The 26,203-nt window shown below is 64.9% G+C and carries 23 protein-coding genes; 16 read left to right on the top strand and 7 right to left on the bottom strand.

Features of this window, described 5'->3' with window-relative positions; all coding sequences use genetic code 11:
- Positions 1 to 1,303: 1,303 nt before the first annotated feature.
- Positions 1,304 to 3,346: a PhoX family protein gene (locus ACT9T4_RS22575; RefSeq protein ID WP_499119040.1), complete on the bottom strand. Its 2,043-nt coding sequence runs from the start codon at positions 3,344 to 3,346 to the stop codon at positions 1,304 to 1,306.
- A gap of 242 nt (positions 3,347 to 3,588) precedes the next feature.
- Between ACT9T4_RS22575 and ACT9T4_RS22580 the strand changes: the two genes are divergently transcribed.
- The 12 genes from ACT9T4_RS22580 (at position 3,589) to ACT9T4_RS22635 (ending at position 14,493) form a co-directional block, all read left to right on the top strand.
- Entirely contained in the window at positions 3,589 to 5,220 is a 1,632-nt protein-coding gene (locus ACT9T4_RS22580) for a bifunctional UDP-sugar hydrolase/5'-nucleotidase (RefSeq protein ID WP_042551974.1), read from the top strand.
- On the top strand, positions 5,217 to 5,642 hold the full coding sequence (locus tag ACT9T4_RS22585) for a pilus assembly protein PilZ (RefSeq protein WP_042551973.1): 426 nt from the start codon (positions 5,217 to 5,219) through the stop codon (positions 5,640 to 5,642). Before ACT9T4_RS22580 ends, ACT9T4_RS22585 begins: the two co-directional genes overlap by 4 nt.
- 21 nt (positions 5,643 to 5,663) lie before the next feature.
- Complete coding sequence (gspD, locus tag ACT9T4_RS22590) at positions 5,664 to 7,598, top strand: type II secretion system secretin GspD (protein WP_373565153.1); 1,935 nt, start codon at positions 5,664 to 5,666, stop codon at positions 7,596 to 7,598.
- Positions 7,599 to 7,603: 5 nt separating this feature from the next.
- Positions 7,604 to 9,052 carry a GspE/PulE family protein gene (locus tag ACT9T4_RS22595; protein WP_082045693.1) on the top strand — a complete coding sequence of 483 codons (1,449 nt, stop codon included), beginning with the start codon at positions 7,604 to 7,606 and terminating at the stop codon, positions 9,050 to 9,052.
- 2 nt (positions 9,053 to 9,054) lie between these two features.
- Positions 9,055 to 10,257 (top strand): type II secretion system inner membrane protein GspF, encoded by a 1,203-nt coding sequence (gene gspF / locus ACT9T4_RS22600; RefSeq protein ID WP_499119042.1) that lies wholly within the window; start codon positions 9,055 to 9,057, stop codon positions 10,255 to 10,257.
- Between the two features lie 14 nt (positions 10,258 to 10,271).
- Positions 10,272 to 10,706 (top strand): type II secretion system major pseudopilin GspG, encoded by a 435-nt coding sequence (gene gspG, locus ACT9T4_RS22605; RefSeq protein WP_499119044.1) that lies wholly within the window; start codon positions 10,272 to 10,274, stop codon positions 10,704 to 10,706.
- 246 nt (positions 10,707 to 10,952) lie between these two features.
- Positions 10,953 to 11,402: a type II secretion system minor pseudopilin GspH gene (gspH, locus tag ACT9T4_RS22610; RefSeq protein WP_042551968.1), complete on the top strand. Its 450-nt coding sequence runs from the start codon at positions 10,953 to 10,955 to the stop codon at positions 11,400 to 11,402.
- A complete protein-coding gene (locus tag ACT9T4_RS22615) occupies positions 11,399 to 11,764 on the top strand; it encodes a type II secretion system protein (RefSeq protein ID WP_499119046.1) in 366 nt (121 codons plus the stop codon). Before gspH ends, ACT9T4_RS22615 begins: the two co-directional genes overlap by 4 nt.
- The gene (locus ACT9T4_RS22620) at positions 11,761 to 12,351 is read left to right on the top strand and encodes a prepilin-type N-terminal cleavage/methylation domain-containing protein (RefSeq protein ID WP_499119047.1); all 591 of its coding nucleotides are present in this window, start codon (positions 11,761 to 11,763) and stop codon (positions 12,349 to 12,351) included. Before ACT9T4_RS22615 ends, ACT9T4_RS22620 begins: the two co-directional genes overlap by 4 nt.
- Positions 12,348 to 13,454: a type II secretion system protein GspL gene (locus ACT9T4_RS22625; RefSeq protein ID WP_499119049.1), complete on the top strand. Its 1,107-nt coding sequence runs from the start codon at positions 12,348 to 12,350 to the stop codon at positions 13,452 to 13,454. The genes ACT9T4_RS22620 and ACT9T4_RS22625 overlap by 4 nt, the downstream gene beginning before the upstream one ends.
- The gene (gene gspM / locus ACT9T4_RS22630) at positions 13,451 to 13,837 is read left to right on the top strand and encodes a type II secretion system protein GspM (RefSeq protein ID WP_499119051.1); all 387 of its coding nucleotides are present in this window, start codon (positions 13,451 to 13,453) and stop codon (positions 13,835 to 13,837) included. The genes ACT9T4_RS22625 and gspM overlap by 4 nt, the downstream gene beginning before the upstream one ends.
- Positions 13,834 to 14,493 (top strand): hypothetical protein, encoded by a 660-nt coding sequence (locus tag ACT9T4_RS22635; RefSeq protein ID WP_499119052.1) that lies wholly within the window; start codon positions 13,834 to 13,836, stop codon positions 14,491 to 14,493. Before gspM ends, ACT9T4_RS22635 begins: the two co-directional genes overlap by 4 nt.
- A 10-nt stretch (positions 14,494 to 14,503) precedes the next feature.
- On the opposite strand, the gene ACT9T4_RS22640 is transcribed toward ACT9T4_RS22635, so the two are convergent.
- The 3 genes from ACT9T4_RS22640 to ACT9T4_RS22650 form a co-directional block, all read right to left on the bottom strand.
- Positions 14,504 to 15,007 carry a L,D-transpeptidase family protein gene (locus ACT9T4_RS22640; protein ID WP_042551962.1) on the bottom strand — a complete coding sequence of 168 codons (504 nt, stop codon included), beginning with the start codon at positions 15,005 to 15,007 and terminating at the stop codon, positions 14,504 to 14,506.
- A gap of 229 nt (positions 15,008 to 15,236) precedes the next feature.
- A complete protein-coding gene (locus ACT9T4_RS22645) occupies positions 15,237 to 15,959 on the bottom strand; it encodes a pirin family protein (protein ID WP_179538774.1) in 723 nt (240 codons plus the stop codon).
- Positions 15,960 to 16,088: 129 nt separating this feature from the next.
- Positions 16,089 to 16,976 (bottom strand): LysR family transcriptional regulator, encoded by an 888-nt coding sequence (locus ACT9T4_RS22650; RefSeq protein WP_499119054.1) that lies wholly within the window; start codon positions 16,974 to 16,976, stop codon positions 16,089 to 16,091.
- Between the two features lie 97 nt (positions 16,977 to 17,073).
- Between ACT9T4_RS22650 and ACT9T4_RS22655 the strand changes: the two genes are divergently transcribed.
- Positions 17,074 to 18,222: a pyridoxal phosphate-dependent aminotransferase gene (locus ACT9T4_RS22655; RefSeq protein ID WP_499119055.1), complete on the top strand. Its 1,149-nt coding sequence runs from the start codon at positions 17,074 to 17,076 to the stop codon at positions 18,220 to 18,222.
- Between the two features lie 171 nt (positions 18,223 to 18,393).
- Positions 18,394 to 19,176, top strand: coding sequence for an amidohydrolase (locus ACT9T4_RS22660; protein WP_499119056.1), 783 nt, complete (start codon positions 18,394 to 18,396; stop codon positions 19,174 to 19,176).
- Positions 19,177 to 19,391: 215 nt separating this feature from the next.
- On the opposite strand, the gene ACT9T4_RS22665 is transcribed toward ACT9T4_RS22660, so the two are convergent.
- The 3 genes from ACT9T4_RS22665 to ACT9T4_RS22675 form a co-directional block, all read right to left on the bottom strand.
- Positions 19,392 to 20,339 carry an aldo/keto reductase gene (locus ACT9T4_RS22665; protein WP_499119058.1) on the bottom strand — a complete coding sequence of 316 codons (948 nt, stop codon included), beginning with the start codon at positions 20,337 to 20,339 and terminating at the stop codon, positions 19,392 to 19,394.
- Between the two features lie 161 nt (positions 20,340 to 20,500).
- On the bottom strand, positions 20,501 to 21,565 hold the full coding sequence (locus ACT9T4_RS22670) for an NAD(P)-dependent alcohol dehydrogenase (protein ID WP_499119060.1): 1,065 nt from the start codon (positions 21,563 to 21,565) through the stop codon (positions 20,501 to 20,503).
- A gap of 652 nt (positions 21,566 to 22,217) precedes the next feature.
- Complete coding sequence (locus ACT9T4_RS22675; RefSeq protein WP_179538768.1) at positions 22,218 to 23,108, bottom strand: LysR family transcriptional regulator; 891 nt, start codon at positions 23,106 to 23,108, stop codon at positions 22,218 to 22,220.
- Between the two features lie 143 nt (positions 23,109 to 23,251).
- Between ACT9T4_RS22675 and ACT9T4_RS22680 the strand changes: the two genes are divergently transcribed.
- Positions 23,252 to 24,634: a glutamine synthetase family protein gene (locus ACT9T4_RS22680; RefSeq protein ID WP_042551954.1), complete on the top strand. Its 1,383-nt coding sequence runs from the start codon at positions 23,252 to 23,254 to the stop codon at positions 24,632 to 24,634.
- 13 nt (positions 24,635 to 24,647) lie between these two features.
- Positions 24,648 to 26,141: an aldehyde dehydrogenase gene (locus ACT9T4_RS22685; protein WP_499119062.1), complete on the top strand. Its 1,494-nt coding sequence runs from the start codon at positions 24,648 to 24,650 to the stop codon at positions 26,139 to 26,141.
- The last annotated feature ends 62 nt before the right edge of the window (positions 26,142 to 26,203 follow it).

A 26,203-nucleotide genomic window follows, 5' to 3' on the forward strand; every position in this document is an offset into this window, starting at 1 on the left:
TCGATCGCGGCCTGCGCACCGGGTATTCAGATGAATTGACGGCACGTCCGCGGATCGCCGGCAAGCCGGCTCCTACAAGATCGGTGTGCCTGCAAGCTGGGCGCCCGGCACTGCATTCGTAGGAGCCCGCTTGCGGGCGATGCGGTCGTGTTCATCCTGCGGATGGGCATGCCGTTGCCATCGATCGCGGCCTGCGCACCGGGTATTCAGATGAATTGACGGCACGTCCGCGGATCGCCGGCAAGCCGGCTCCTACAGGATCGGTATGCCTGCAAGCTGGGCGTCCGGCACTGCATCCGTAGGAGCGTCGCCCCCGGCGCGAATGCGCTGGTAGCCAGCTCTGACGATACGTGGTGATCTAATCCGTAGGAGCCCGCTTGCGGGCGATGCGGTCGTGGTCATTCAGCGGATGGGCATGCCGTTGCCATCAATCGCGGCCTGCGCACGGATATTCAGATGAATTGACGGTACGTCCGCGGATCGCCGGCAAGCCGGCTCCTACAAGATCGGTGTGCCTGCAAGCTGGGCGTCCGGCACTGCATCCGTAGGAGCGTCGCCCCCGGCGCGAATGCGCTGTTAGCCAGCTCTGACGATACGTGGTGATCTAACCCGTAGGAGCCCGCTTGCGGGCGATGCGGTCGTGCTCATCCAGCGGATGGCATGCCGTTGTCAGCAATCGCAGGCTACAAAGTGGCTGTTCAGATGAATTGACGGTACGTCCGCGGATCGCCGGCAAGCCGGCTCCTACGGGATCGGTGTGCCTGCAAGCTGGGCGCCCGGCACTGCATTCGTAGGAGCATCGCCCCCGGCGCGAATGCGCTGGTAGCCAGCTCTGACGATACGTGGTGATCTAATCCGTAGGAGCCCGCTTGCGGGCGATGCGGTCTTGCTCATCCAGCGGATGGCATGCCGTTGTCAGCAATCGCAGGCTACAAAGTGGCTGTTCAGATGAATTGACGGTACGCCCGCGGATCGCCGGCAAGCCGGCTCCTACAGGATCGGTGTGCCTGCAAGCTGGTCTTCCGGCACTGCATTCGTAGGAGCGTCGCCCCCGGCGCGAATGCGCTGTTAGCCAGCTCTGACGATACGTGGTGATCTAACCCGTAGGAGCCCGCTTGCGGGCGATGCGGTCCTGCTCACCCAGCGGATGGCATGCCGTTGTCAGCAATCGCAGGCTACGCACCGGGTGCTTTGGTAGCCGGTGTCGAGCGTGGCGATACACGGAAAGAAGGGCCTGGATGTCGCGGTGCTCGATCCAGGCTAAGAGATACGGCGCGAGATGACCCCGTGCCGCGTGGGCAGGTCAGACGCCGATTTCGCCGCCGTCGTTGCGCTGGATCACCACCGTGGAGGCGCGTGGGCGGACGCTGGTGCCGGCTGGCGTTTCGTCCGTGGCGACGTCGGTGGATGGCCAGTTACCCGGGTGCTGGATGTTGACGAAGATGGTCTTGTTGTCCGGCGTGAAGGCGATGCCGGTCACTTCGCTGCCGTTCGGGCCAACGAAGAAACGGCGCAGATCCACCTGATTCTGAGCGTTGACCGGTACCTGCTTGCCGCTGGCATCGACCAGGTTGGTGGGGATTACCGCCAGCATCTGGTCGTTGGTGTAGCTGGTCACGCTCGATTCGCCGTTGTCGGTCTGGATCCAGAGAATCCCGCGGCTGTCGAAGCTCATGCCATCCGGGCTGGCGAACTGGTTGAGTTCGGTCAGGCCGGAGCGGTTGATGTCGGGGGTGCCCGAGGCGTTGGCGCCGAACACGAAGATATCCCAGGCAAAGCTGAGCTGATCGTCGCTGTCATGCCAGCGGATCACGTGACCGTGACGGTTCGGGCCGCGTGGGTTGGCAGCGTCGACCGCGGCCGCAGTGCGCGCGCTGTTGTTGGTCAGGGTCAGGTAAACGTCGCCATTGAGCGGGTTGACGGCGGTCCACTCCGGGCGGTCCATCGGCGTCGCGCCGACGGCATCGGCCGCGCCGCGGGTGTTGAGGATGATCCCCGGCAGGTCGGTGAACTTGGTGCCCAGGGTGCTGCCGTCGGTGGTCTGGGTGGCCGCTACCAGAGGGATCCAGGCACCGGTGCCGTCGGCATCGAAGCGGGCGACGTACAGGGTGCCGCTGTCCATGTACTTGGCACCGGTGGCCAGGCGGTCGCTCGGGTTGGCATCGGCAGCGTCCCACACCGCGTCGGAGACGAACTTGTACAGGTACTCATTGTTCGAGTCATCACCGGTGTAGAACACCACCGGCTTGCCGACTACCGGCAGCGCCGGCCAGCAGCCTTCGTGGCGAATACGGCCCAGGGCGGTACGCTTCACGGCACGGGTGCTGGAATCGTACGGATCGATCTCGACGATGTAGCCATAGGTGCTGGCTTCGTTGCGGTAGTCGTCGGTCGCCGACGCACCGCTCGGGGTGATGTTGAAACGGGTGAATTCGTCGTTCTGTTCCGAGGCATCCCCGGCAGCGGTTTCCCAGCCATAGCGGCCAGTGCTGGTACCGACACCGATACGTGACTGATCGGCAGGACGGGGGGAGGTGTTGATGAAGATCGACGGCCAGTTCTCTTCGCAGGTCAGATACGTGCCCCACGGGGTGTAGCCGTTGCCGCAGTTGTTGTTGGTGCCGCGGGTTTCGGTGCCGTTGATCGAGAACTTGGTCTTGACGTGGTCGGTGCCGCGCAGCGGGCCGGAAATATCCATCACGGTGGCGGTGGTGAAGCGACGGTTCAGCGGATCGTTATCGACGACCTGCCAGCGGCCGCTGACCTTGCTGATGCGGATCACACCCGCGCCATGGGCGTTGATCTCCTTGCGCACTTCTTCGGCTGGGCGCCGGCCGTTGACCGTGGTCTGGCCGTTCGGGTGCAGGGCGTCTTCGTCGATGTATTCGTAGTTGATCGCCAGCAGGCCATCATCGGAGCTGCCGTTGATGGGGAAGAAGTGCATGCCGTCGTGGTGCATGCCTGCCGAGTTTTCCTGCTCGGTGGAGGTGTTGCTGCCATCCGCTTTCCAGGTGCCACCGGCGCTGTTGAACGGCGTTCCCCAAGGGGCCAGCACATAGGCGCTGTAACCGGCAGCTACCACGCAGGCATCGGTGCGCGAGCCGGCAATCGACTGGAAGCCGAGAGCCAGTTTCGGCTCGGCGGGTGGCTCGGTGGAAGGGCTGTCATTGCTGGAACCGCCGCTGTCGAAACAGCCGGTGAGGCCGGTGCCCGCGATCATGGCGATCGCGGCGCCCAGGCCACCGCGCATCACGCTGCGGCGGCTCAGGTACGAATCCAGAACCGATGCCATCGGCAGGTTGCCACTGGGGTTGCGGTCCAGGTTATCGCCGGTATCTCGACTCATCAGGTCATGTCCTTTTTCTGTTGAAGCGGCTTGAGGAAACCGGGACTTTAGAGACCGAATGTGATGATTTTCTGGCAGTTCTGTTAACGGCTATTGAAAGCTTTGTGACGCTACCTTTCTGATTTATCTGATTTTTTCGATTGATGACCGAGGTATGGCTGTCGAATAACCGCCATTAAACTGTCACATAAGCTGCCCAGTATCCCGCCCCGACAATGCATAAAGATGAGGCGAGCGGGGCGATGACGAACATCGGCAGACGTGAAGTGATGAGCTGGATGGGCATCGGTGCAATGGCCCCGATGCTCAGCGCCTGCTCGGGCTTCGCAACCCCGCGGCAGAATGGCCAATCCGAACTGGAATTGCTGTATTTCGCCGATACCCTGGATGCCCGCCAGCCGGGTCAACCGGTGGTGCCGGCCACTCGGCTGGGGCCGGTTTCCCACCTTGGGCGAGCGCCCTGGCTCAGTGGCAGCAATGCCCACCAGGCCCGCAGCGAACTCAATCCGCTGCTCGATGCGCGCCTGGCCGAAGGCGTCAGCACCGGTGGTTACGCCGTACTGGGTGCCTTGCTGGAAGAGCTGCGTCAGCGCCACGGCGTCGAGCGCTGCCTGACCCTGGAGAACGGCCAGGGCTGGAACGGCAGTGGGCTGGCCTATCTGACCCAGGGAGAGAGTGGCGCGCAGGGTAGCCAGTTGCTGGGCAGCGAGGTGCGGGTCAGCAGCGATGAGCGCGTGCTGTGGCCACAACGCTGTGCCGGCCTTTATCGGCATTTCGCTCGGCCCGTCGTCGGTGCCGGCCTTGCAGACGCCGAGGCGCTGGGTAGCGAGCCTTTCACCATCATCCGGCGCGCCGGGGTGCGGATCGCGGTAGTGGGGATTACCGACCCTTATGCCGGGGATCAGAATGCCTCACTGAAACAGTGGTACCAATCGCTGCTACCGGCCTTCAGGGAAGCACGTGCCCAGGCCGATCTGGTCATCGCCCTGGCCGATGTGGGGACCGGTCCCGGCCTGTGGCTGGCCGAACGACTGAGCGATGCCGATCTGCTGTTGTGTGCCCGTGGTCAGGACTTCTGGCCGGCGCCGATCGAGGTGCTGCAGAGCAGCGGCAGACGGGTGCCGGTGGTGCTGGGCGGCTGCCGGGCCAGCGGTGCCTTTCATATCGCTTGCCAGCGGCAGGCGGGGCAATGGACCTTCGTCGCGCGCTTTCACCCAGCGTTCGAACATCTGCTGTCCCCGGCAGGTCAGGCGCATGCGGCGCGCCTGCGGACGCAGTTGCAGGGCCAGCGAGCGCCTCACGCCGCCTGGCTCGATCAGCCCCTGGCCAAGGCGCCGCAGGCGCTGTGGCGTCGCGACACCCGGGGTGGCAGCTGGGACCGCCTGCTGCATCAGGCGCTCTCCGATGACGGCCAGATGCAGGTGTTGCTGCCTGGCCTGCGTTACGACAGCCCGGTAGCCGCTGGCCAGGCGATTACCCGAGAACAACTGATCAGCCTGACTGGCGGCTATCCGGCCCCCGTCGTGGAGGCGCCGGTAAAGCCGCTCGAAAGCGTGCTGGAAAACGCAGCCGATCAACTGTTCGGCGATCCCCTGTTGCTCGACAACAGCCAGGATCTGCCGCGCTGGCAGGGGCAGGCCTGGCAGGTCAACTACAGCCCGACCGGCAAGCGGGTTTCCGGTCTGGCTCCACTCGACGGCCTGTGCCGCAGCGTGTCACTGACCGATGACGCCAGCCCAGGCGAACCCCTCTGGCAGCGTGTGGAGGCCTGGCTGACCAGGCAGCCAAGCGACTGGCAGCTACCTGCGCTGCATCTGCCCAGCGTGCGTTACGTACAGGGCCATCCCGGCTGGCATCCCAGAGGCGTCAGTTGATCAGCGCACAGCGACTGTGGAGCGGCTTTTGGCTGACCCTCGGTGCCTGGCTGGCGGCGCAGTGCGTATTGCAGCTCAGCCGTGAACCGCAACCGGCCCGTGCCGCTGCCGTCGATGTGGCAGCGCCCCCTGGCCTGCTGGTGGGCCACTGGCAACTGAATGCCGATGGCGACGCACTGCCGCTCACGCGCCTGCCGATCCAGTACCTGGGCGGGCTGCGCGCGGTGCCGCTGAGCGCCACCGTGGTGGTGTTGCGCTACGGCGAGCAGGTCCGCAGCTTCAGCCGTGGGCAACGCCTGGGGCCCGGCATCGTGCTGCAGGACATCGACGAAACAGGGCTTATTTTCGATAACCAGGGGCGGCGCGAGCGCCTGCCCTGGCCGCCACGGCCTGCCGTGACCGGCTTCAAGCGGCAAGGATAAGAGATGATCGTTCGCTACTGCCTGGCCGCTCTGCTGGCCTTGGGCTCGACCCAGTCTCTGGCCGATGACGTGCTGGATCTGCCGGTCGCCGAGTCGCCGCTGTACGAGGTGAATTTCGTCGACACCGAGCTCAGCGAGTTCATCGACAGCGTGTCGCAGATCACCGGGACGACCTTTATCGTCGACCCGCGGGTCAAGGGCAAGGTCACCGTACGCACGGTCGAGCGCCATGACAGCGAAGCGATCTACGACATCTTCCTCGCGCAACTGCGTGCCCAGGGTTTCGCCGCGGTCAATCTGCCCAACGGCAGCGTGAAGATTCTCCCCGATCAGGCGGCGCGCCTGGAGCCGGTGCCCGTGGACCCCAGCGGCGGGCAGCAGGCGGGCGGCGATGGTATCGCCACCCGGGTATTCAGCGTACGCAACGCTGCCAGCGAACAGCTGCTCGGCATCCTCAAGCCGCTGATCGACCCTCGGGTGGGTGTCATCACACCGTATCCCGCCGCCAACCTGCTGGTGGTCACCGACTGGCGCAGCAATCTGGAACGTATCGATCGTCTATTGGCCGAGCTCGATCAGGTCAGTGACGAGCCGTTGCAGGTGATGCCCCTGCAGCATGCCAGCGCTGCCGACACCAGCGTGCTGATCACTCGCCTGCTGGCCAGCGAGAAGGGCGGCGACAGCGCCCAGGTGATCGCCGATCCGCGCAGCAACGCCTTGCTGGTACGAGGCAGTGCCGATAGCCGCGAAAGGGTGCGCGCCCTGCTGACACAACTGGATCGGCCGGGTGGCGAACTGCGCAGCTCCAATACCCAGGTGATCTACCTGCGCCATGCCAACGCCAGTGAGGTGGTGAAGGTGTTGCGCGGTCTCAGTCAGGAGGCCCCCCAGGCCCCCGGCGAGGGCACGGAGGGCGTCCAGGCTGCGCGCCTGCCGATCAGTGATTCGGGGGTACGCCTGGAGTACGAGGAGGGCACCAACGCAGTGGTGATGGTCGGCCCGGACAGCGAGCTGGCAGCCTACCGCTCCATCGTCGAACAACTGGACATCCGCCGTGCTCAAGTGGTGGTCGAGGCGATCATCGCCGAGGTCTCCGATTCCCGTGCCGAAGAGCTGGGCGTGCAGTGGCTGTTCGCCGACGAGAAACTTGGCGCCGGGGTGGTCAACTTCAGCGCGGGCGGCGCGAACATCGCGGGTATCGCCGGTGCGGCGGCCAGTGGTGACAATGCCGCCCTTGGTGAGCTGCTTTCGGGGGTCAACGGCGCGACCGCCGGCATCGGCCATTTCGGTGGCGGGTTCAATTTCGCCGTGCTGCTCAACGCGTTGAAGAGCAAGAGCGGCTTCAACCTGCTGTCCACGCCGACGCTGCTGACCCTGGACAACGCCGAGGCGTCGATTCTGGTTGGCCAGGAAGTGCCTTTCGTCACCGGTTCGGTGACCCAGAACAACAGCAACCCGTACCAGACCATCGAGCGCCGCGAGGTCGGTGTGAAGTTGCGCATCAAGCCGCAGATCAATATCGACAACAGCGTGCGTCTGGATATCGTTCAGGAAGTGTCTTCGATCGCCGACTACGCCTCGGCCAGCGATGTGATCACCAACAAGCGCGAGATCAAGACCAAGGTGATGGTCGAGGACAATGGCCTGATCATTCTCGGCGGGCTGATCAGCGATGAAGTCAGCAATACGGATCAGAAAGTACCGCTGCTCGGTGACATTCCCGGGCTCGGCCGGCTGTTTCGTTCCTCCGGCAAGAGCGGCGTCAAACAGAACCTGATGGTGTTCATTCGTCCGCGCATCCTGCGTGACGGGCCAAGCATCGCCAGTTTCAGTGCCGACAAATACCAGAATCTGCAGCGCGAGACGGCGCTCAAATTACCCGCGCTGGATGGCGATGCCCGGCTGCAGCAGCTCTTCCCGGCAAGCCGCGCACGCCTCGATGGGGGCGCCTGGTAATGAGCCTGTTGCCCTATCGTCTGGCCCGTCAGGCCGGCCTGGCCTGGGTGCCCAGCGAGGGTAGCTGGAGCCTGTGGCTGTGCGATGACGCCGACAGCGACCAGTTGCAGGAACTGTTGCGTGTCGAAGGTGCGCCCGGCGCGGTGTGTCACTTGCCGCGGGCCGAGTTCGAACGGCGTCTGGGCCAGCTGTACCAGGCCGGCGAGGGGGCGAATGCGGCGCTGATCGAGGGCATTGGCGAACAGGTCGATCTCGACAGCCTGATGAATGACATGCCACGCATCGAGGACCTGCTCGAGAGCGACGACGAGGCGCCGGTGATCCGCCTGATCAATGGCCTGTTCGCCCAGGCGCTGCAGTTGCAGGCCTCGGATATCCATATCGAGACCTTCGAGCAGAGCCTGGTGGTGCGCCTGCGCATCGACGGCCACCTGCGCGAGGTTCTGCGCCCGCCACGGGCGTTGTCAGCCATGCTGGTGTCGCGGATCAAGGTCATGGCACGGCTGGACATCGCCGAAAAACGCCAGCCCCAGGATGGCCGCATCACCCTGCGGGCCGCCGGCCGCGAGGTCGACGTGCGGGTTTCCACGCTGCCGGGCATTCATGGCGAGCGGGTGGTGATGCGCGTGCTCGACAAGCAGGCCAGCCTGCTGGCGCTGCCGAACCTGGGCATGCCGCCTGCCGTGGAGCAGGGCTTGCGTGCCTGTCTGGGCCGCCCCAACGGCATCGTGCTGAGCACCGGCCCGACCGGCTCGGGCAAGACCACCACCCTCTACGCCAGCCTCAACAGCCTGAATGACGGCAGCCGCAACATCCTCACCGTCGAAGACCCGGTGGAATACGCCATCACCGGTATCGGCCAGACCGCCATCAACCCGCGTGCCGGGCTGACATTCGCCAGTGGCCTGCGGGCGATCCTGCGCCAGGACCCGGACGTGATCATGCTTGGCGAAATCCGTGATCGGGAAACCGCGCAGATTGCCGTGCAGGCCAGCCTCACCGGGCATCTGGTGTTGTCGACCCTGCATACCAACAGTGCAGTGGGCGCCGTGACGCGGCTGCGCGACATGGGTATCGAGCCCTTCCTGATCGCCTCCTGCCTGCGTGGCGTGCTCGCCCAGCGCCTGGTGCGCCGCCTGTGCAGTTGCGCCGAGCGTAGACCCTTGCAGGCCGCCGAACGGCAGTTGATGCCGGAGCTGGCCGGCCTCGAGTACAGCTTTCATCCGGTCGGCTGCGAAGAGTGCCAGGGTTGCGGTTATCAGGGCCGCCTGGGGCTCTACGAATTCATCGAGCTGGATGCCGGGCTGATCGCGCTGCTGTACAGCGGCGCCAGCGAGGTGAGCATGCAGGCCTACCTCGAGGATCGTCGGCAGAGCCTTTCGGCCATGGCCTGCGACTGCCTGGCACGCGGCGACACCAGCCTCGCTGAAGTGCTGCGTGCGGTGCAGGGCTGAGTATGCCGACCTATCGCTATCAGGCCGTCGACCTGGCTGGCAAGCCGCACAAGGCCAGTCTGCAGGCGGACAGCGAGCGCCACGCCCGGCAGCTGCTGCGCGAGAGCGGCTTGTTCGCCCGCGAGTTGCATCGTCACGACCCGCAAAGCCGGCAGCCGCGCCGCCAGCGGGTCAGCCGTGCGCAACTGTGCGAGCTGACCCGGCAACTGGCGACCCTCACCGGCGCAGGCATTCCGCTGGTCGACGCACTGGGTACTCTGGAGCGGCAGCTGGTCCAGCCAGCGCTGCGCAGCCTGCTGGTGGCGGTGCGCGGCTCCCTCGCCGAGGGCGTTGGCCTGGCCCGCAGCCTGGCGCGTCAGGGCGGCGTGTTCTCGACGCTGTATTGCGCGCTGGTCGAGGCGGGCGAGCGCTCCGGTCGCCTGGCCCAGGTGCTCGAGCGCCTGGCCGAGCACCTGGAACAGGTCCAGCGGCAACAGCACAAGGCCCGCACCGCGCTGATCTATCCGGCCGTGCTGATGGGCGTTTCCCTGGCCGTGGTGATCGGCCTGATGACCTTCGTGGTGCCCAAGCTCACCGAACAGTTCACCCATGCCGGGCAGAGCCTGCCGTGGATCACCACGCTGCTGATCGGCATCAGCAATACGCTGGTGCTGCTCGGCCCCTGGCTGCTGGGAGCGGCACTGCTGGCGGCATTGGTCGGCAAGCTGCTGCTGCGCAAGGCGCACTGGTGCCTGCGCCGCGATGACCTGCTGCTGCGCCTGCCCCAGGTCGGCGTGCTCCTGCAGGTCCTGGAGAGTGCCCGGCTGTCGCGCAGCCTGGCGATCCTCGCCGGCAGTGGCGTGCCATTGCTCGAAGCCCTGCAAGTGGCGACCGCCACGGTCAACAACCGGCGCATCCGCCTGGCCCTGGAGCGGGTCGGCAGCGAGGTGAAGGGCGGCGTCAGCCTGCACCGCGCTCTGGAGGCCAGCGGCCATTTTCCACCGTTGCTGCTGAACATGGTCGCCAGTGGCGAAGCCAGCGGCACCCTGCCGGACATGCTCGAACGCGTGGCGGACAACCAGGAGCGTGGCTTCGCCCGCCAGGTGGACACCGCCATGGCGCTATTCGAACCCCTGATGATTCTGGTGATGGGCGGCGTGGTGCTGTTCATCGTAATGGCCGTGCTGCTGCCGATCATGCAGCTCAATCAGGGCCTGACACTTTGAAGAGGAAAGCCATCATGCGCAGCAATCGTTTCACTCAACGGGGCTTCACCCTGATGGAAATCATGGTGGTGATCTTCATCATGGGGCTGTTGATCGCCGTGGTTGCGCCCAGCGTGCTGGGTAGCCAGGACAAGGCCATGAAGCAGAAGGTGATGGCCGATCTTTCGACCTTCGAACAGGCCCTGGACATGTACCGCCTCGACAACCTGCGCTTCCCCAGTAACGAGCAGGGGCTGTCGGCCCTGGTGATCAAACCCACCGTCGAACCGCTGCCGCGCTCCTGGCGCGCTGACGGTTACATCCGCCGCTTGCCGCAGGACCCGTGGGGCAATTCCTACCAGTACCGCAGCCCGGGCGAGCATGGTCGGGTCGATGTCTATTCGTTGGGCGCCGATGGCATCGCGGGCGGCGAGGGCATCGATGCCGACCTGGGCAACTGGGAGCTTTGAGACGTTGCCATGAACCGGAATGACAGCGGGGTGGAAGGCCCTTACGTAGGATGGACAACGCCGTTTTTTTCCACCGTTGCGATCGTGAGCGGTGGACGGGTGAAGCGTCGTCCATCCTGCGTGGCTGATGCCATTGTGGATGAACCGGTACGTTGGGTGGACAACGCTCTTTTTGTCCACCATTGCGATCGTGAGCGGTGGGCGGGCAAAGCGTCGTCCACCCTACATGGCCGGGAGCTCTGGTAGGTGTCCAGGCAGCGCGGTTTCAGCCTGCTGGAGCTGCTGGTCGTGCTGTTCATCGCCGGCTTGCTGACCAGCCTCAGTGTGGCCTGGCTCGACAGCGGTCAGGCGCCGGCACAGCAGGCGCTGGAGCGCCTTGCCGCGGCCAGCCGCGCTCAGGCCGCAGTGGCGCTGCATGCCGGACAGATTCATGGCCTGCGCTGGAATGGCCAGCGCCCGGAGTTCGTGCGCCAGGTACGCGACAACGATCAACTGCACTGGCAGGTCGAGGCGGTCGCGCTGGGGGAGTGGCCGGCAATGTTGCGACCTGACTGGCCGGCTGCCGGTGAGCCGCGTCTGGTCTTCACGCCAAACGGGGTCGGTCGTCCGCAGGCACTGCGCTGGCATTGGCCCGATGGAGGCGAACGGTGGCAGTGGGACAGCGCCGGTCGCTTGCAGCGGACGTCGCTGCCATGAAGCGCCAACGGGGTTTCACCCTGCTTGAAGTGACGGTCGCCCTGGGTATCGCCGCCACGCTGGCGGTCATGACCAGCCAGGTGCTGCGCCAGCGCCTGGCCGTACAGCAGAGCGTCCAGCAGCATCAACTGGGGGCGTTGTGTGCTCGTGAGCTGGAGGCACGCTTCGCGGTCGAGCAGCTCTGGCCTGCGCAGAACAGCCTCGCTGGCGTTCTTGCCCAGGGCCACGAGAACTGCCACTGGCAACTGCAGATGCAGGGCACCGGTGTGCGGGACCTGCGGCGTGCCGAGTTGAGCCTGTTCGCTGATGGCGATCGCCGCGAGTCGCTGGGGCAGTATCAACTGTTTCTGGTGCGCCCATGAGGGGCAGGCAGTGCGGTTTGACCCTGGTGGAGCTGCTGGTCGCCCTGGCGCTGACGGCGTTGCTGGGTGTGCTTCTGGCGGCCCTGGTCAATGGCTGGATCAACGTTCGTGAGCGCTTGGCGCAAGGTTCTGCAGGGATGCCGGTTCTGGATTTCTGTCTGGCACTGGAGCGTCGTTTCGATACCACCGTGTTGCGTCAGCTCCATGAGCGGCGGTTACCGCTGGCCTTGAACTGGCTGGACTGGCGGCCGGACGAGCTGCAACTGCAGTGGGTCGCGCTGGGTGCCTGGCCGAGTGCCGAGAGCGGTGCCCGTCTGCAGCGTCAGCGTCTTGATTACGACCGCCGCAGCCAGCGTCTGCTGCTGCACACCTCCAGCGATCTGTACGCCGCAGCCGCACCTGTCTGGGCACTGCGCGAGCAGCTGGATCGGGTGGAAGCGGTGAGTTTTACCTTTCGTCAGGACAGCCGCTGGCTGGCCTGGCCATCGACGGACAGGTTGCGACCCGACAGGGGCGTGCGCCTGACTTTTCAGTGGGATGGAGCACCCTATGTCTGTACGTTCGCCCTGCCGTGGGGCCGTTCATGAAGCGTGAGCGCTGGCGCCGCCGCGCGGCACGGCCCTGGCTGTTATTGCGCCCGGGCGCGGATGCCCAGGCCTGGCAATGGGCGCGGGTAGAGCAGGGGCGCGTGCAGGCGTCAGGTTGTGGTGCGCCGCCGACGATCACGGGCGCACGGGTGGCGCTGGTGCTGCCGGGTGAGCTGTGCAGCCACTTTCAGGTGCCCGCGCCGCCTGGGCTGAAGCGTCACGAGTGGCCGTTGTTGCTCGAGGATCGCCTGCTGCAGAGCGCTCAGGATCTGGCCTGTGGCTGCCTGGCCCGCGAGCCCGGCTCCATGCAACTGGTCTGCGTCGAACAAACGCTGCTGGATGGCTGGCTGGCCCAGTGCGCCGAGTGGCAACTCGATGTGCAGCGTTGCTGGGCGCAGTTCCAGCTATTACCGGTGCCGGTCCCTGGCTCGGCATGGTGCTGGCGACAGGACGCCGGCGCGAGCCTGTTCGTCGGTCGCAGTGCCGAGGCGCGCCTGCACTGGCTGGCCTGGCCAGTCGCGCTTCAGGCGGCAACGCCTGCCGGTGTTTGGCGCGAACTCGAGATGCACACGGTCGAGGGCGATTGGCCCGAGCCTCTCGCCGCGCTGGATGGCATGCCCAGCCTGTTCGAACGGCGCCGGGGTAAACGTCAGGTCCGCCAGATGAGCCCTGGCCTCTGGCGCCTGCCTGCTGCCTGTCTGGCCGTGGCCGTGCTTTGGGCTGGCCTGTGGTCCAGCCAGCAGTGGCGGCAGCAGGGCGTCTATCAGGCGCAGGTGGAAGCGCTGGTCGGGCCGGTCGCATCATTGCGCGAAGCCGCGCAGCGGGTGAGGCAGCAGCGTCTGGGCGCGGATGAGCGACAGCTTCGTTTGCGGCAACTGGAACATCTGCAGACCGAACTCGATGGCTGGTTGCGGGCCAACGGGAGCTGGCAATTGAGCGCTGCGCGGTTCGATGGTCAGCGCTGGGCACTGCGTCTGCAGGGGCATGAGGTCATCGACGATGCACCCTGGCAAGCGATGGCCAGCGCCATAGGCGTGGCGGTGCAGGTGACTCAAGCAGGCGACGCGCTCAATCTGACCTTCGACCTGGGAGCCGCATCATGAGGCTGAATCTCGAAGGACGCGGCGTACGAATACTGGCGGTGGCGATCATCGCCGTGTTGCTGGGGCTGCTGGCCTGGCGTGAAGGCCAGCAGCGCTGGCAGACGTTTGGCCAATGGCAGGCGCTGGCCCAGTCGGCCCAGGCCCTGCGGGCCGCCAGGACACTGACCGTCGATGACCTGCAGCAGGCCGCCAAGGCCCGTGTAATCAGCATCGAAACGCTGGAGCCTGGCAGTGAAGAGTGGCTGGTGCGCGGGCGGTTGAAGGATGAGCGCGTGCTACAGGACTGGCTCCAGCAGTTGGAGCGAGAGGGCGCACGACCGTTGCGCTGGGGGCTGCGGCGTGACGACTCGGCGTTGCACTTCGAATTGGCGTTGCAACGATGACGCGGCGTCGTTGGCTGTGGGCATTGCTGGTCTTTGTCATGACGCTGCTGGTCGAGCTGCCCGCCCGCTGGCTGTTGGCGCCGCTGCCCGTCCCGCTGGCAGGCATCAGCGGCAGTATCTGGCAGGGGCAGGCCGAGCGCCTGGGCGATCTCGGCCCGTTGCGCTGGAATTGGCAACCCTGGCGGCTCAGCGCACAGGCGAGCGCTGGCTATCAGGGGCAGCGCTGGCAACTGCAGGTGTCCGGCTGGCCCTGGGCCTGGCATGCCTCGTTGCAACCCGCCAGCGATCCACATACGTTCGTGACCGGTTACCGCTTGGCAGGGCAATGGCAGGGCAGCATCGAGTTGAAAGGCCGTGGAACACGCTGCCTGTCAGCCAACGGGAATTTACAGGGTGATGGTCTGGCGCTGCTCGCACCCTGGCAGCTGGACCTGGGACGTGCGCGTGTGGCGCTCGATTGCAGCGCTGGCTGGAAATTGGCAGGGCAGTTGAGCCTGGCTGGGCAGCATCATGCCGACCTGGCGGCCGATCTGCTCGCCAGGCAAGCCAGGTTGACGGGGCGAGTCGAGCCTGGCGCGGCACTGCAACCAGTGCTGGTCAGTGCGCAGTGGCTGGCGCCTGGCGGCAGTGAGGTGGCGCGCAGTATCCGTTGGTAATCACGCCCTTTCAGGGACGAATCTCGATCAGCGTGCCGTCTTTCACCAGGCCCCAGACCTCGCGCATGTCGGCGTTCTTCATGGCGATGCAGCCTTCGGTCCAGTCCAGCGTGTGGAAGAACCACTCAGGGTATTCGTCGTCCACTGGCGTACCGTGGATCATGATCATGCTGCCCGGCTTCACCCCGGCGGCTTTGGCCTGGGCCTGATCGCGGGCGTTGGGGTAGGAGATGTGCATGGATAGCTGGTAGTTCTCGCTCTTGCGGCGCCAGTCGATCCAGTAGAAGCCTTCCGGCGTGCGCAGGTCGCCTTCGCGCTGCTTGGCACCGAGCGGCTGCTTGCCCAGGGAAATGCGATAGGACTTGAGCGTTTCACCCTGGCCGATCAGGTGCAGCCGACGCTGGGACTTTTCCACCAGGATCTTGTCGACGGTCGCGGCGGGGGAGGCAGGCGCGGTGGCAGCCTGACCAGCGAAGGTCAGAGAGAGCAGGGTGAAGGCGAGCAACCAACGCATGGGATTTCGACTGAGCGGATGGCCGGCGGGCGGCGGAGGCTCATTCTAAGGCAGGCGTATAGGGGCGCCTAGGGGATCGCGACAAGAGCCGCCATTGGTATCGGTAGCCTGGCGTAGAGCGAAGCGAAACCCGGGAGGCGGTATCTGGTCTGCCCAAGGCTACCGAAGCGGGCAGCGACACCCAGGGGAATCCCCCAGGTATCGCCGCTCGACGCCGGGCTACTGCCTGTCAGTACAGCGACGGCAGTTCGTTGGGGCGCAGATCGAACACCAGCACTTCGGCCTGTTCGCCGTTGCTCAGGTGCAGATCACGCACATCGCGCAGCCGTACGCCATCGCCTGCCTGCAGCGGCTGGCCGTTCAGTTCGACGCTGCCGCGAGCGACGTGAACGTAGGCATAGCGGTTCTCGTCGAGCTGCAACTGAGCCTGCTCGGCGCCGTCGAACAACCCGGCATACACCCGCGCACTCTGCCGCACGGTCAGCGAGCCATCGGCGCCGTCCGGCGAGATGATCAACTGCAGGCGGCCGCGTTTCTGCGCCTCGCTGAAGTGCTCCTGCTGGTAGCGTGGCTCGGCCTGGCGCTCGCTCGGCACTATCCAGATCTGCAGAAAGTGCACCGAGTCGCTGCGCGAGTGGTTGAACTCGCTGTGCGAAACACCGGTTCCTGCGCTCATCAGTTGCACGTCGCCAGGGCGGATCACCGAGCCGGTACCCAGGCTGTCCTTGTGCTCGAGAGCACCTTGCAGCACATAGGAGAAGATCTCCATGTTGCGGTGCGGATGCTCGCCGAAGCCCTGACCGGCAGCCACGGTGTCATCGTTGATGACCAGCAGGTCCGAGAAACCTCTTTCTTTCGGGTTGTTGTAACTGGCGAAAGAGAAGGTGTGAAAGGAGTTGAGCCAGCCATGGTTGGCGTGGCCACGATCGGTCGATTTACGGATAGCCAGCATGATGAATCCTCCTGTTGATGATCGCTGCCTGATTCGGCTGCATGGGGGAAGTCTACTGACTATCTGTGGATTGATTAACTTGCTGTAAATGGACTTATTGTCTTCTTTGGGTTGACTATTGCGTCAGGGTCAGCCGCCCATGTGCTGAATCTGTTCCTTGATGAAATCCGAGAACACCTGCACCGCTCTGGCAGTCTGCCGGTGTTGCGGGTACACCGCGTAGACCGCCGCCGGCGCCGGCCAATGCGTCTCGAGTATGGGAACCAGTGCGCCACTTTCCAGCGCCTGCCCGATGATGAAGGTGGGCAGGTAGGCGATGCCCATGCTGGCGATGGCTGCATCACGGATCAGTTCGCCGTTGTTGGCGCGCAGCTGACCACGCATGGTCAGGTTGCGAGCCTTGCCCTGATCGCGCAGGCGCCATTCGACATGCCGGCTATGGCCGTAGAGCAGGCAGGCATGCCGCTGCAGATCATCGAGGTTCTCCGGCGTGCCGTGCTCGTCGAGATAGGCCGGGCTGGCGCAGAGAATGGTCTGCATGTCGGTCAGGCGCTTGGCGATCAGGCTGGAATCTTCCAGGGTGCCGATGCGGATCGACATGTCGTAGCCGTCGGCGAGCAGGTCGACGGCGCGGTCATTGAGGTCGATTTCCAGATTGATGTGCGGATGCTGCTGCATGAACTGCGGCAACAGGTGGCTCAGATGCAGGGTCGCGAAGGTCATCGGCGCGCTGACCCGCAGGGTACCGCGCAGCGAAGCTCCCTGGGCCGACACCAGTTCCTGAGCGTCACGCAGGTCGGCCAGGATGGTGGTGGCCTTGTCATGCAGCAGCACGCCCAGCTCGGTGGCCTGCAAGCGCCGCGTGGTGCGGTTGAGCAAGCGCACGCCGAGCAGCGCCTCGAGCGCGGCGACACGGCGGCTGACGTACTGCTTGGTGACGCCGAGGGCATCGGCGGCTGCGGTGAAACTGCCGGTGTCGAGGGTGGTGACGAACAGGCGCAGGTCTTCGACGTTCATGGGCTTCTCATCGGTTGGCCTGCGATTATTACCGGGTGCGTGGGCTTCACGCCATCGGCTATCCTCGGCGTCTGCCTCAATTGCCCAGGACGCTGCGATGTTCACCAGCAAGTTGCCGTCGATCGGCACCACCATCTTCACCACCATGTCCCAGCTCGCCACCCAGACCGGCGCCATCAACCTGTCCCAGGGCTTTCCCGATTACGACGGCCCCGAGGCGCTGCGCGAGGCCGTCAACCGGCACATCGCTGCCGGGCACAATCAGTACGCGCCGATGACCGGCCTGCCGGCGCTGCGCGAGCAGATCGCCCTGAAGATCGCGCGCCTGTATGGCCGCCAGGTCGGTGTGGACAGTGAGGTGACCGTCACGCCCGGCGCGACCCAGGCGATCTTCTGCGCGATCCAGGCGCTGATTCATCCCGGCGACGAAGTGATCGTCTTCGACCCGAGCTACGACAGTTACGACCCGGGCGTCACCCTGGCCGGCGGCCGCTGCGTGCACGTCCCGCTGGCCAGCGGCGATTTCGCCATCGACTGGCAACGGCTGGAAGCGGCGCTGAGCCCGCGTACCCGGCTGATCATCCTCAATACACCGCACAACCCCAGCGGTGCGCTGATCAGCCGTGAAGAGCTGGATCGTTTGGCCGCGTTGATCCGCGACCGCGACATCTATCTGATCAGCGACGAAGTCTACGAGCACCTGGTGTTCGATGGTCGCCAGCACGCCAGTGTGCTGAGCCATGACGAACTCTATGCCCGCGCCTTCGTGGTCAGCTCGTTCGGCAAGACCTATCACGTCACCGGCTGGAAGACCGGTTACGTGGTGGCGCCAGCCGCGCTGAGCGCCGAGCTGCGCAAGGTTCATCAATACGTCAGTTTCTGCGGCGTGACCCCGCTGCAGTGGGCGCTGGCCGACTTCATGGCCGCCTGCCCCGAGCATGTGGACGAGCTCCCCGGCTTCTACCAGGCCAAGCGCGATCTGTTCTGCGACCTGCTGGGGGGCTCGCGCTTCACCTTCAGCCGCACGCCGGGCACCTATTTCCAACTGGCCGACTATTCGGCGATCCGCCCTGATCTGGACGACGTGGCCATGGCCCAATGGCTGACCCGTGAGCATGGCGTGGCGGCGATTCCCGTGTCGGTGTTCTGCCAGACGCCGGATCCGGCGCAGCGTCTGGTGCGTTTCTGTTTCGCCAAGCGTGAAGAGACCTTGCGCCAGGCAGCGGAAAAACTACGGCAGATATAGTTGCGCCGCGGGGAAGACGAACGGTAGGAGCGTCGCCCCCGGCGCGATGGTGGTGGCCATCACGCAGAATCGTGGGCGTGACGATAATCGCTGCGGGGTCGCAGCTCCTACAGCTGGGCAACGCAGCTTTATTCACATCGCACGGATCCGCATCCAGCAAGAGAGGCATTGATGAGCGAAGCAACCAATCTGCAACTGGCGCTGATCCAGAGCGACCTCGCCTGGCACGATCCCGAGGCCAATCGCGCACATTTCGAAGCGCAACTGCAGCAGGCTGCTGGCGCCGAACTGGTGATACTGCCGGAGATGTTCAGCACCGGGTTTTCCATGCAGTCGGCCGAGCTGGCCGAGCCGGAAGATGGCCCCACCAGCCGCTGGCTCAGCGAGCAGGCAAGGCGGATCGGCGCGGTGATCACCGGCAGCCTGATCATCCAGGCCGCCGATGGCAGCTATCGCAACCGCCTGCTGTGGGCGCGACCCGATGGTTCGCTGGCGCATTACGACAAGCGCCACCTGTTTCGCATGGCCGGTGAACACGAGCACTATGCGGCGGGTGACCGCCAGGTGGTGTTCGAGGTCAAGGGCTGGCGAGTGCGGCCACTGATCTGCTACGACCTGCGTTTCCCGGTCTGGAGCCGTGATCCCCAGGGCACCGACCTGCTGCTCTATACCGCCAACTGGCCCGCGGCGCGGCGCCTGCACTGGAACCGGCTACTGCCGGCCCGAGCCATCGAGAACCTGTGCTACGTGGCCGCGGTGAACCGCATCGGTGTGGATGGCAAGAATCACCCCTACAGCGGCGACTCCCAGGTGCTGGACTTCCAGGGCGACAGCCTGCTCGATGCTCACGACAAGGCCGGCGTGTTCCATCAGCGCCTGGATGGCGCCGCATTGGCTGCCTATCGCGAGCGTTTTCCAGCTCATCAGGATGCCGACCCGTTCGAGTTTCGCTGAATCAGGAAGGTTGCACGCAACGCCCGGAAATGGCTCCTGCGCAGAGCGTGGGAACGATCGTCAAAAGCGCATCGAATCGACCATCCGCAGGCTGGGTCGGGCCGCGTAGATCGAGTAGCGAAGCGACGATACCCATCAGGCCTTGCAAGTAGCCCTTGATGGGTATCGCTTCGCTCGACGTCATCCTACGGCAACGGCGCGTTTACTTTATTGCCTCAGTACGCGCTGGCCTGGTTGAGCATGGTCACTTCGTCGGCGCTCAAGTGCAGGCGGGTGGCGGCAACCAGATCGGCCAGTTGCCTGCTCGATGTGGCACTGGCGATGGGCGCGGTGATGCTCGGGCGGGCGATCAGCCAGGCGAGGGCAACCTGGGCCGGCGTCGCGTCACGGGCTGCGGCGACCTCATCGAGCGCGGAGAGGATGGTGACGCCGCGTTCATCCATGTAGCCCTTGACCATCTCGGCGCGGGCGCCAGCGATATCGTCGCGGGTGCGGTACTTGCCGGTGAGAAAGCCGCTGGCCAGGGAAAAGTAGCTGATCACCCCGATGCCGAGTTCCTGCACCACCGGCTCCAGTTCCTCTTCATAGGTCTTGCGTTCGTGCAGGTTGTAGTGCGGCTGCAGGCTCTGGTAGCTCGGCACGCCCAGGCGCTGCGCCACCTGATGCGCTTCGCGCAAGCGCTCGCCGCTGTAGTTGGAGGCGCCGATCACCCGCACCTTGCCTTGTTCGATCAGGCGGGAGAAGGCGCCCAGGGTTTCTTCCAGAGGGGTGTCGGCATCGTCCTGATGGGCCTGATACAGGTCGATGTAGTCGGTCTGCAGGCGCTTGAGCGAGTCCTCCACCGCTTTCTGGATGTAGTCCGCCTTGAGGCCTTTGCCGCCGTGGCCCATTTCCATCCCAACCTTGGTCGCCAGCACGATACGTTCGCGCTTGCCGCTGCGTTTCAGCCATTTGCCGATGATGCTTTCCGACTCGCCACCCTGATGGCCGGGGGCCCAGGCCGAGTACATGTCGGCGGTGTCGATGAAGTCCAGGCCGTTGTCGACGATGGCGTCGAGCATGGCGAAGGACTGGGCTTCGTCCAGCGTCCAGCCGAATACGTTGCCACCGAAGGCGATGGGCGAAACCTGCAGGCCGGACTGACCGAGAGTGCGTTTGGACATCGAATGCTCCTCGAGTTGATGGGGCGTCAGCGTGTGACCGCCCGACCGTCTGCGTGGTTCGCCTGGTAAACGCCCTGGCCGCACGCGCATACCGCAGAAACGCGACCGGCCCGGTTCGCGAGGGCGAAACCGGGCCGGTGGCGGGTGGCGATTGGCCTGTGTTACGCGGCGTGCTCGTCCTTGGCCAGGGAGGCCATGTCGATCACGAAGCGGTACTTCACGTCACTCTTGAGCATGCGCTCGTAGGCTTCGTTGATGTTCTGGATATCGATCATCTCGATTTCCGAAACGATGCCGTGTTCGGCGCAGAAATCCAGCATCTCCTGGGTCTCGGCGATGCCGCCGATCAACGAGCCGGCCAGGCGGCGGCGCTTGAAGATCAGCCCGAACACTTCCGGCGACGGGTGCGGTGAGTCGGGGGCGCCGACCAGGGTCATGGTGGCGTCGCGCTTGAGCAGCCCGAGGAAGGCGTCAAGGTTGTGCGGCGCGGCGACGGTGTTGAGGATGAAGTCGAAGCTGTTGGCGTGGGCGGCCATCTCGTCGGCGTTCTTCGACACCACCACTTCGGCCGCGCCAAGGCGCAGGGCATCTTCACGCTTGTTCGGCGAGGTGGTGAACAGCACCACATGAGCGCCCATGGCGGCAGCGATCTTCACGCCCATGTGGCCAAGACCACCAAGGCCGACCACACCGACCTTGTCGCCGGGCTGGACGTTCCACTGGCGCAGCGGCGAGTAAGTGGTGATGCCCGCGCACAGCAGCGGTGCGACCGCAGCCAGGTTGTCGCTGTGGCTGATGCGCAGGACGAATTTCTGGTCGACGACGATGTTGTCGGAGTAGCCACCAAAGGTGTTTTCGCCACCGAATACCGGGCCGTTGTAGGTGCCGGTGAAGCCGTTCTCGCAGTACTGCTCAAGGCCTTCGGAGCAGGACGAGCAGCTCTGGCAGCTGTCGACCATGCAGCCGACGCCAGCCAGATCACCGACCTTGAAGGTCGTTACCGCGCTGCCCACTGCGGTGACCTTGCCGACGATCTCGTGGCCCGGTACCGATGGGTAGAGGGTGTTCTTCCACTCGTTGCGCGCGGTGTGCAGGTCGGAGTGGCAGACGCCGCAGTAGAGGATGTCGATCTGCACGTCGTGGGTACCGACGGCGCGGCGCTGAAAGCGATGGGGCGCGAGAGGTTTGCTGGAGTCCTGGGCGGCGTAGCCGAGAATGGTGGTCATGGGCAATTCCTATCGTTTGCAATGCGGCTGCGTATGCTGCGGGGGGTGACAAGCGTAGCGCTGGACGCTCGAATGTCGATTGCACAATCCTGCTGCGCTCTGTCCTGATCCTCCATCGAATGCCGTTCGGATCGTTCCTCACGTGAGTATGGTTGCCCCGTTCTCGTTGGCGCGCCGCGCGCGCGAATCGCGGGCATGGCCCGCTCCCACAGAGTGGTTTGAGTTGTTGAGTGCGCGATATTCAATCCAGGCCGCGTCTTTGAAATCGGCGCGTTCCTTCCGCTCTGGATGGGAATGCCGCGTCCGGTAAGCGATATCCCGTGGCAAGGGCGAGGAGGGGGGAGATCGATAAAACCGTGTGGGCGCGCGCAGTGCGCGCGAATCGCGGGCATGGCCCGCTCCCACGGGATGGTTTGCGTTGCAGAGTGCGCGATATTCAATCCAGGCTGCGTCTTTTGCTTTGGTTCGTTCCTCCCGCTCTGGATGGGAATGCCGCGTCCGGTAAGCGATATCCCGTGGCAAGCGGAGGGGGTGGAGAGCGATAAAGCCGTGTGGGAGCGCGCCGTGCGCGCGAATCGCGGGCATGGCCCGCTCCCACGGGGTGGTTTACGTTGCCGAGTGCAGGGTTTCAACACGGGCTAGGTCTTTGGGTTTATCGCGTATTGAGCCGTGCGCGCAGCAGTGGGGTGAGTTGGTCGAACAGGGTCTGTACCGAGCGCAGGGCCAGGCAGTCGGGGCGGGTCAGCAGCCATAGGTCGGTGTCGCAGTCGGCCAAGGCGTCACTCAGGCGCTGCACGCCTTCCAGGCTGCGGGCCATGAAGTCGGGCAGGGCGGCGACACCCAGGCCTGCCTGTACCAGCGTGGCCACCGCCGACATGCTGCTGCAGCGGTAGCGCGGCACCAGGCTGGGGTGCACCTGATGCCGCCAGGCCACGGTGATGTGGTCGGGCATGGAGTCGTCGGGGGCGATCCACGGCACCGAGGTGGGTGCCTGCACGAATGCTTCGCGGTGCTCGGGACGGCCGCAGATGTAATAGGCGGTGTGCCCCAGTTGCCGACCAACCAGATGCTCGGGCGGTGCGTTGGACAGGCGCAGTGCGATGTCGGCGTCGCGGCGGCTGAGGTTGGCGAAGGTGTTGGTGGTCGCCAGCTCCAGCGCCAGCGCCGGATAACGCGGCATCAGCTCGGCCAGGCTGGGCAGTAGCAGGTTCTGCAGCACGGCGTCGGTGCAGGTCAGGCGAACGGTACCGCTGATCACCTTCTCGCCATGTTGCAGGGCGATGCGCGCCGCATCCAGGGCCTGTTCCGCACGTTCTGCCTGTTCCGCCAGGGCCTGGGCGCTCTGAGTCGGCATGTAACCGCGGCGGCTTTTCTCGAACAGCGCCACGCCCAGGCTGGCCTCCAGCTTGCGGATGGCGCGAAATACCGTTGATACGTCGACATGCAACTGCTCTGCGGCTCGCGCCAGGGAGCGTCCGCGCACTAGAGCGAGTACGAGAGCGAGGTCGGCATGGCTGATCTGGTATTGCGTCGATGCAATCATGAATTGTCTGAATGCCAGTATCGGTTGCGTATGCGCCCACTTATACTCAGGGCGTTGCCTAGAATCAATTACCCAGAATAATGAGGCGCCAGGCTCGTGAGATGTCTTCCGCGGGCGCGCCGAGCCAAAAGGAATGATTTTCCATGACTTCGGTAACCCCACGTGTCGTCCAGCTCAACGAGGCGAACACTTTCCTCAAGGATCATCCGGAGATCCAGTACGTCGATCTGCTGATCACCGACATGAACGGCATCGTGCGTGGCAAGCGTGTCGAACGCGCCAGCCTGCACAAGGTGTATGAGAAAGGCATCAACCTGCCTGCCTCGTTGTTCGCGCTGGACATCAATGGTTCGACCGTCGAAAGCACCGGCCTTGGCCTGGATATCGGCGACTCCGACCGCATCTGCTACCCGATCCCCGACACCCTGTGCAAGGAACCCTGGCAGAAGCGCCCGACCGCGCAACTGCTGATGACCATGCACGAACTGGACGGCAAGCCGTTCTTCGCCGACCCCCGTGAGGTATTGCGTCAGGTGGTGGAGAAGTTCGACGAACTGGGCCTGACCATCTGCGCCGCCTTCGAACTGGAGTTCTACCTGATCGACCAGGAGAACGTGAACGGCCGTCCGCAGCCACCGCGTTCGCCGATTTCCGGCAAGCGCCCGATCTCCACGCAGGTTTACCTGATCGACGACCTCGACGAGTACGTCGACTGCCTGCAGGACATGCTCGAAGCCGCCAAGGAGCAGGATCTGCCGGCCGATGCCATCGTCAAGGAAAGTGCCCCGGCGCAGTTCGAGGTCAACCTTCACCACGTCGAAGATGCCATCAAGGCCTGCGACTACGCCGTGCTGCTCAAGCGCCTGATCAAGAACATCGCCTACGACCACGAGATGGACTCGACCTTCATGGCCAAGCCCTACCCGGGCCAGGCGGGCAACGGTCTGCACGTGCACATCTCGCTGCTCGACAAGAAGACCGGCCAGAACATCTTCGCCACCGATGACCCGGAACAGCACGCACCGCTGCGCCATGCCATCGCCGGCATCCTGGAAACCATGCCGGCTTCGATGGCCTTCCTGTGCCCGAACGTCAACTCGTACCGCCGCTTCGGCGCCCAGTTCTACGTGCCGAATGCGCCGAGCTGGGGTCTGGACAACCGTACCGTGGCGGTACGCGTGCCGACCGGCAGCAGCGACGCCATCCGCATCGAGCACCGGGTAGCCGGCGCCGATGCCAACCCGTACTTGATGATGGCGTCGATCCTCGCCGGCATTCACCACGGCCTGACCAACCAGCTGGAGCCGGGCGAGCCGATCGAGGGCAACTCCTACGAGCAACTGGAGCAGAGCCTGCCGAACAACCTGCGTGATGCCCTGCGCCAGCTCGACGACAGCGAAGTGATGAACAAGTACATCCGCCCGGAGTACATCGACATCTTCGTCGCCTGCAAGGAAGCGGAAATGCACGAGTTCGAGACGACCATCTCCGACCTCGAATACAACTGGTACCTGCACACGGTCTGACGGAGCGGCGAGCATGACAATCACTACCCGCCAGGACTGGGAGCAGCGCTACCGCAGTCTGGACATCGAGGCGCGTGCCTTCATCGACGGCGCCTACCGCGACGCCGTGGGCGGCGCGACCTTCGACAGCGTCAGCCCGGTGGACGGTCGTCACCTGGCCCGCGTGGCCAGTTGCATGGCCGAGGACGCCGAGCTGGCCGTCAAGGCTGCCCGCGCGAGTTTCGAGCGTGGCGACTGGGCCCATCAGGCCCCGGCGCAGCGCAAGCGTGTGCTGATCGCCTTCGCCGACGCGTTGCTGGCCAATGCCGAGGAGCTGGCGCTGCTGGAAACCCTCGACATGGGCAAGCCGATCAGCGACTCGTTGAGCATCGACGTGCCGGCGGCGGCCAACGCCATCCGCTGGAGCGCCGAGGCGATCGACAAACTGTATGACGAGGTGGCGCCGACGCCCCGTGACCAGCTTGGTCTGGTTACCCGCGAAGCGGTCGGCGTGGTGGCGGCCATCGTGCCGTGGAATTTTCCGTTGATGATGGCCTGCTGGAAGCTAGGGCCAGCCTTGGCTACCGGTAACTCGGTGATTCTCAAACCGTCCGAGAAGTCGCCGCTGACCGCTATTCGTATCGCCCAGCTGGCGCTGCAAGCCGGTATTCCTGCTGGCGTGTTCAACGTGTTGCCCGGTTATGGCCATACGGTTGGCAAGGCGCTGGCGCTGCACATGGACGTCGACACCATCGTGTTCACCGGCTCCACGAAAATCGCCAAGCAACTGATGATCTACGCCGGCGAGTCGAACATGAAGCGCGTGTGGCTGGAGGCGGGCGGCAAGAGCCCGAACATCGTCTTCGCCGATGCACCGGATCTGCAGGTCGCCGCCGAGGCCGCTGCCGCTGGCATCGCCTTCAACCAGGGCGAAGTATGCGTGGCGGGCTCGCGGCTGCTGGTCGAGCGCTCGATCAAGGAGCGCTTCCTGCCGATGGTGGTCGAGGCCCTGCAACGCTGGAAGCCCGGCCATGCGCTGGATCCGCAGACGCGTGTCGGCGCCCTGGTCGATGACGGCCATCTGGACACCGTGCTCGGCTTCATCGAGGCCGGTCGCCAGCAAGGTGCGGTGATCATCAGCGGCGGTGAGCGTGCCCTGCAGGAAACCGGCGGCAGCTATGTGCAGCCAACGATCTTCGACGGCGTGGACAACGCCATGCGCATCGCCCAGGAAGAGATCTTCGGCCCCGTGCTGTCGGTGATCACCTTCGACAGCGACGAGGAAGCGGTACGCATCGCCAACGACACGCCTTATGGCCTGGCCGCTGCCGTTTGGACGCGCGACATCTCCCGGGCGCACCGCACCGCGCGGGCACTGCGGGCCGGCAGCGTGTGGGTGAACCAGTACGACGGTGGCGACATGACCGCACCGTTCGGTGGTTTCAAGCAATCGGGCAACGGGCGTGACAAGTCGCTGCATGCCTTCGACAAGTACACCGAACTTAAAGCCACCTGGATCAAGCTCTAGCGACCTCGGGTGACCTGCCTCGCGCCTGTTTCTGCAAACAGATGCGCTGGTATCGGCGCCCG

The sequence above is a fragment of the Pseudomonas sp. SZ40 genome (assembly GCF_052958135.1).

Coding starts and splice junctions, on each gene's coding strand:
- ACT9T4_RS22615 (WP_499119046.1), top strand. CDS start 11,399: ATGAAGCGCCAACGGGGTTTCACCCTGCTTGAAGTGACGGTCGCCCTG.
- gspM (WP_499119051.1), top strand. CDS start 13,451: ATGAGGCTGAATCTCGAAGGACGCGGCGTACGAATACTGGCGGTGGCG.
- ACT9T4_RS22680 (WP_042551954.1), top strand. CDS start 23,252: ATGACTTCGGTAACCCCACGTGTCGTCCAGCTCAACGAGGCGAACACT.
- ACT9T4_RS22665 (WP_499119058.1), bottom strand. CDS start 20,339: ATGTCCAAACGCACTCTCGGTCAGTCCGGCCTGCAGGTTTCGCCCATC.
- ACT9T4_RS22645 (WP_179538774.1), bottom strand. CDS start 15,959: ATGCTGGCTATCCGTAAATCGACCGATCGTGGCCACGCCAACCATGGC.
- ACT9T4_RS22660 (WP_499119056.1), top strand. CDS start 18,394: ATGAGCGAAGCAACCAATCTGCAACTGGCGCTGATCCAGAGCGACCTC.
- gspG (WP_499119044.1), top strand. CDS start 10,272: ATGCGCAGCAATCGTTTCACTCAACGGGGCTTCACCCTGATGGAAATC.
- gspF (WP_499119042.1), top strand. CDS start 9,055: ATGCCGACCTATCGCTATCAGGCCGTCGACCTGGCTGGCAAGCCGCAC.
- ACT9T4_RS22675 (WP_179538768.1), bottom strand. CDS start 23,108: ATGATTGCATCGACGCAATACCAGATCAGCCATGCCGACCTCGCTCTC.
- ACT9T4_RS22575 (WP_499119040.1), bottom strand. CDS start 3,346: ATGAGTCGAGATACCGGCGATAACCTGGACCGCAACCCCAGTGGCAAC.
- ACT9T4_RS22580 (WP_042551974.1), top strand. CDS start 3,589: ATGACGAACATCGGCAGACGTGAAGTGATGAGCTGGATGGGCATCGGT.
- ACT9T4_RS22670 (WP_499119060.1), bottom strand. CDS start 21,565: ATGACCACCATTCTCGGCTACGCCGCCCAGGACTCCAGCAAACCTCTC.
- ACT9T4_RS22620 (WP_499119047.1), top strand. CDS start 11,761: ATGAGGGGCAGGCAGTGCGGTTTGACCCTGGTGGAGCTGCTGGTCGCC.
- ACT9T4_RS22685 (WP_499119062.1), top strand. CDS start 24,648: ATGACAATCACTACCCGCCAGGACTGGGAGCAGCGCTACCGCAGTCTG.
- ACT9T4_RS22650 (WP_499119054.1), bottom strand. CDS start 16,976: ATGAACGTCGAAGACCTGCGCCTGTTCGTCACCACCCTCGACACCGGC.
- ACT9T4_RS22640 (WP_042551962.1), bottom strand. CDS start 15,007: ATGCGTTGGTTGCTCGCCTTCACCCTGCTCTCTCTGACCTTCGCTGGT.
- ACT9T4_RS22655 (WP_499119055.1), top strand. CDS start 17,074: ATGTTCACCAGCAAGTTGCCGTCGATCGGCACCACCATCTTCACCACC.
- ACT9T4_RS22635 (WP_499119052.1), top strand. CDS start 13,834: ATGACGCGGCGTCGTTGGCTGTGGGCATTGCTGGTCTTTGTCATGACG.
- ACT9T4_RS22625 (WP_499119049.1), top strand. CDS start 12,348: ATGAAGCGTGAGCGCTGGCGCCGCCGCGCGGCACGGCCCTGGCTGTTA.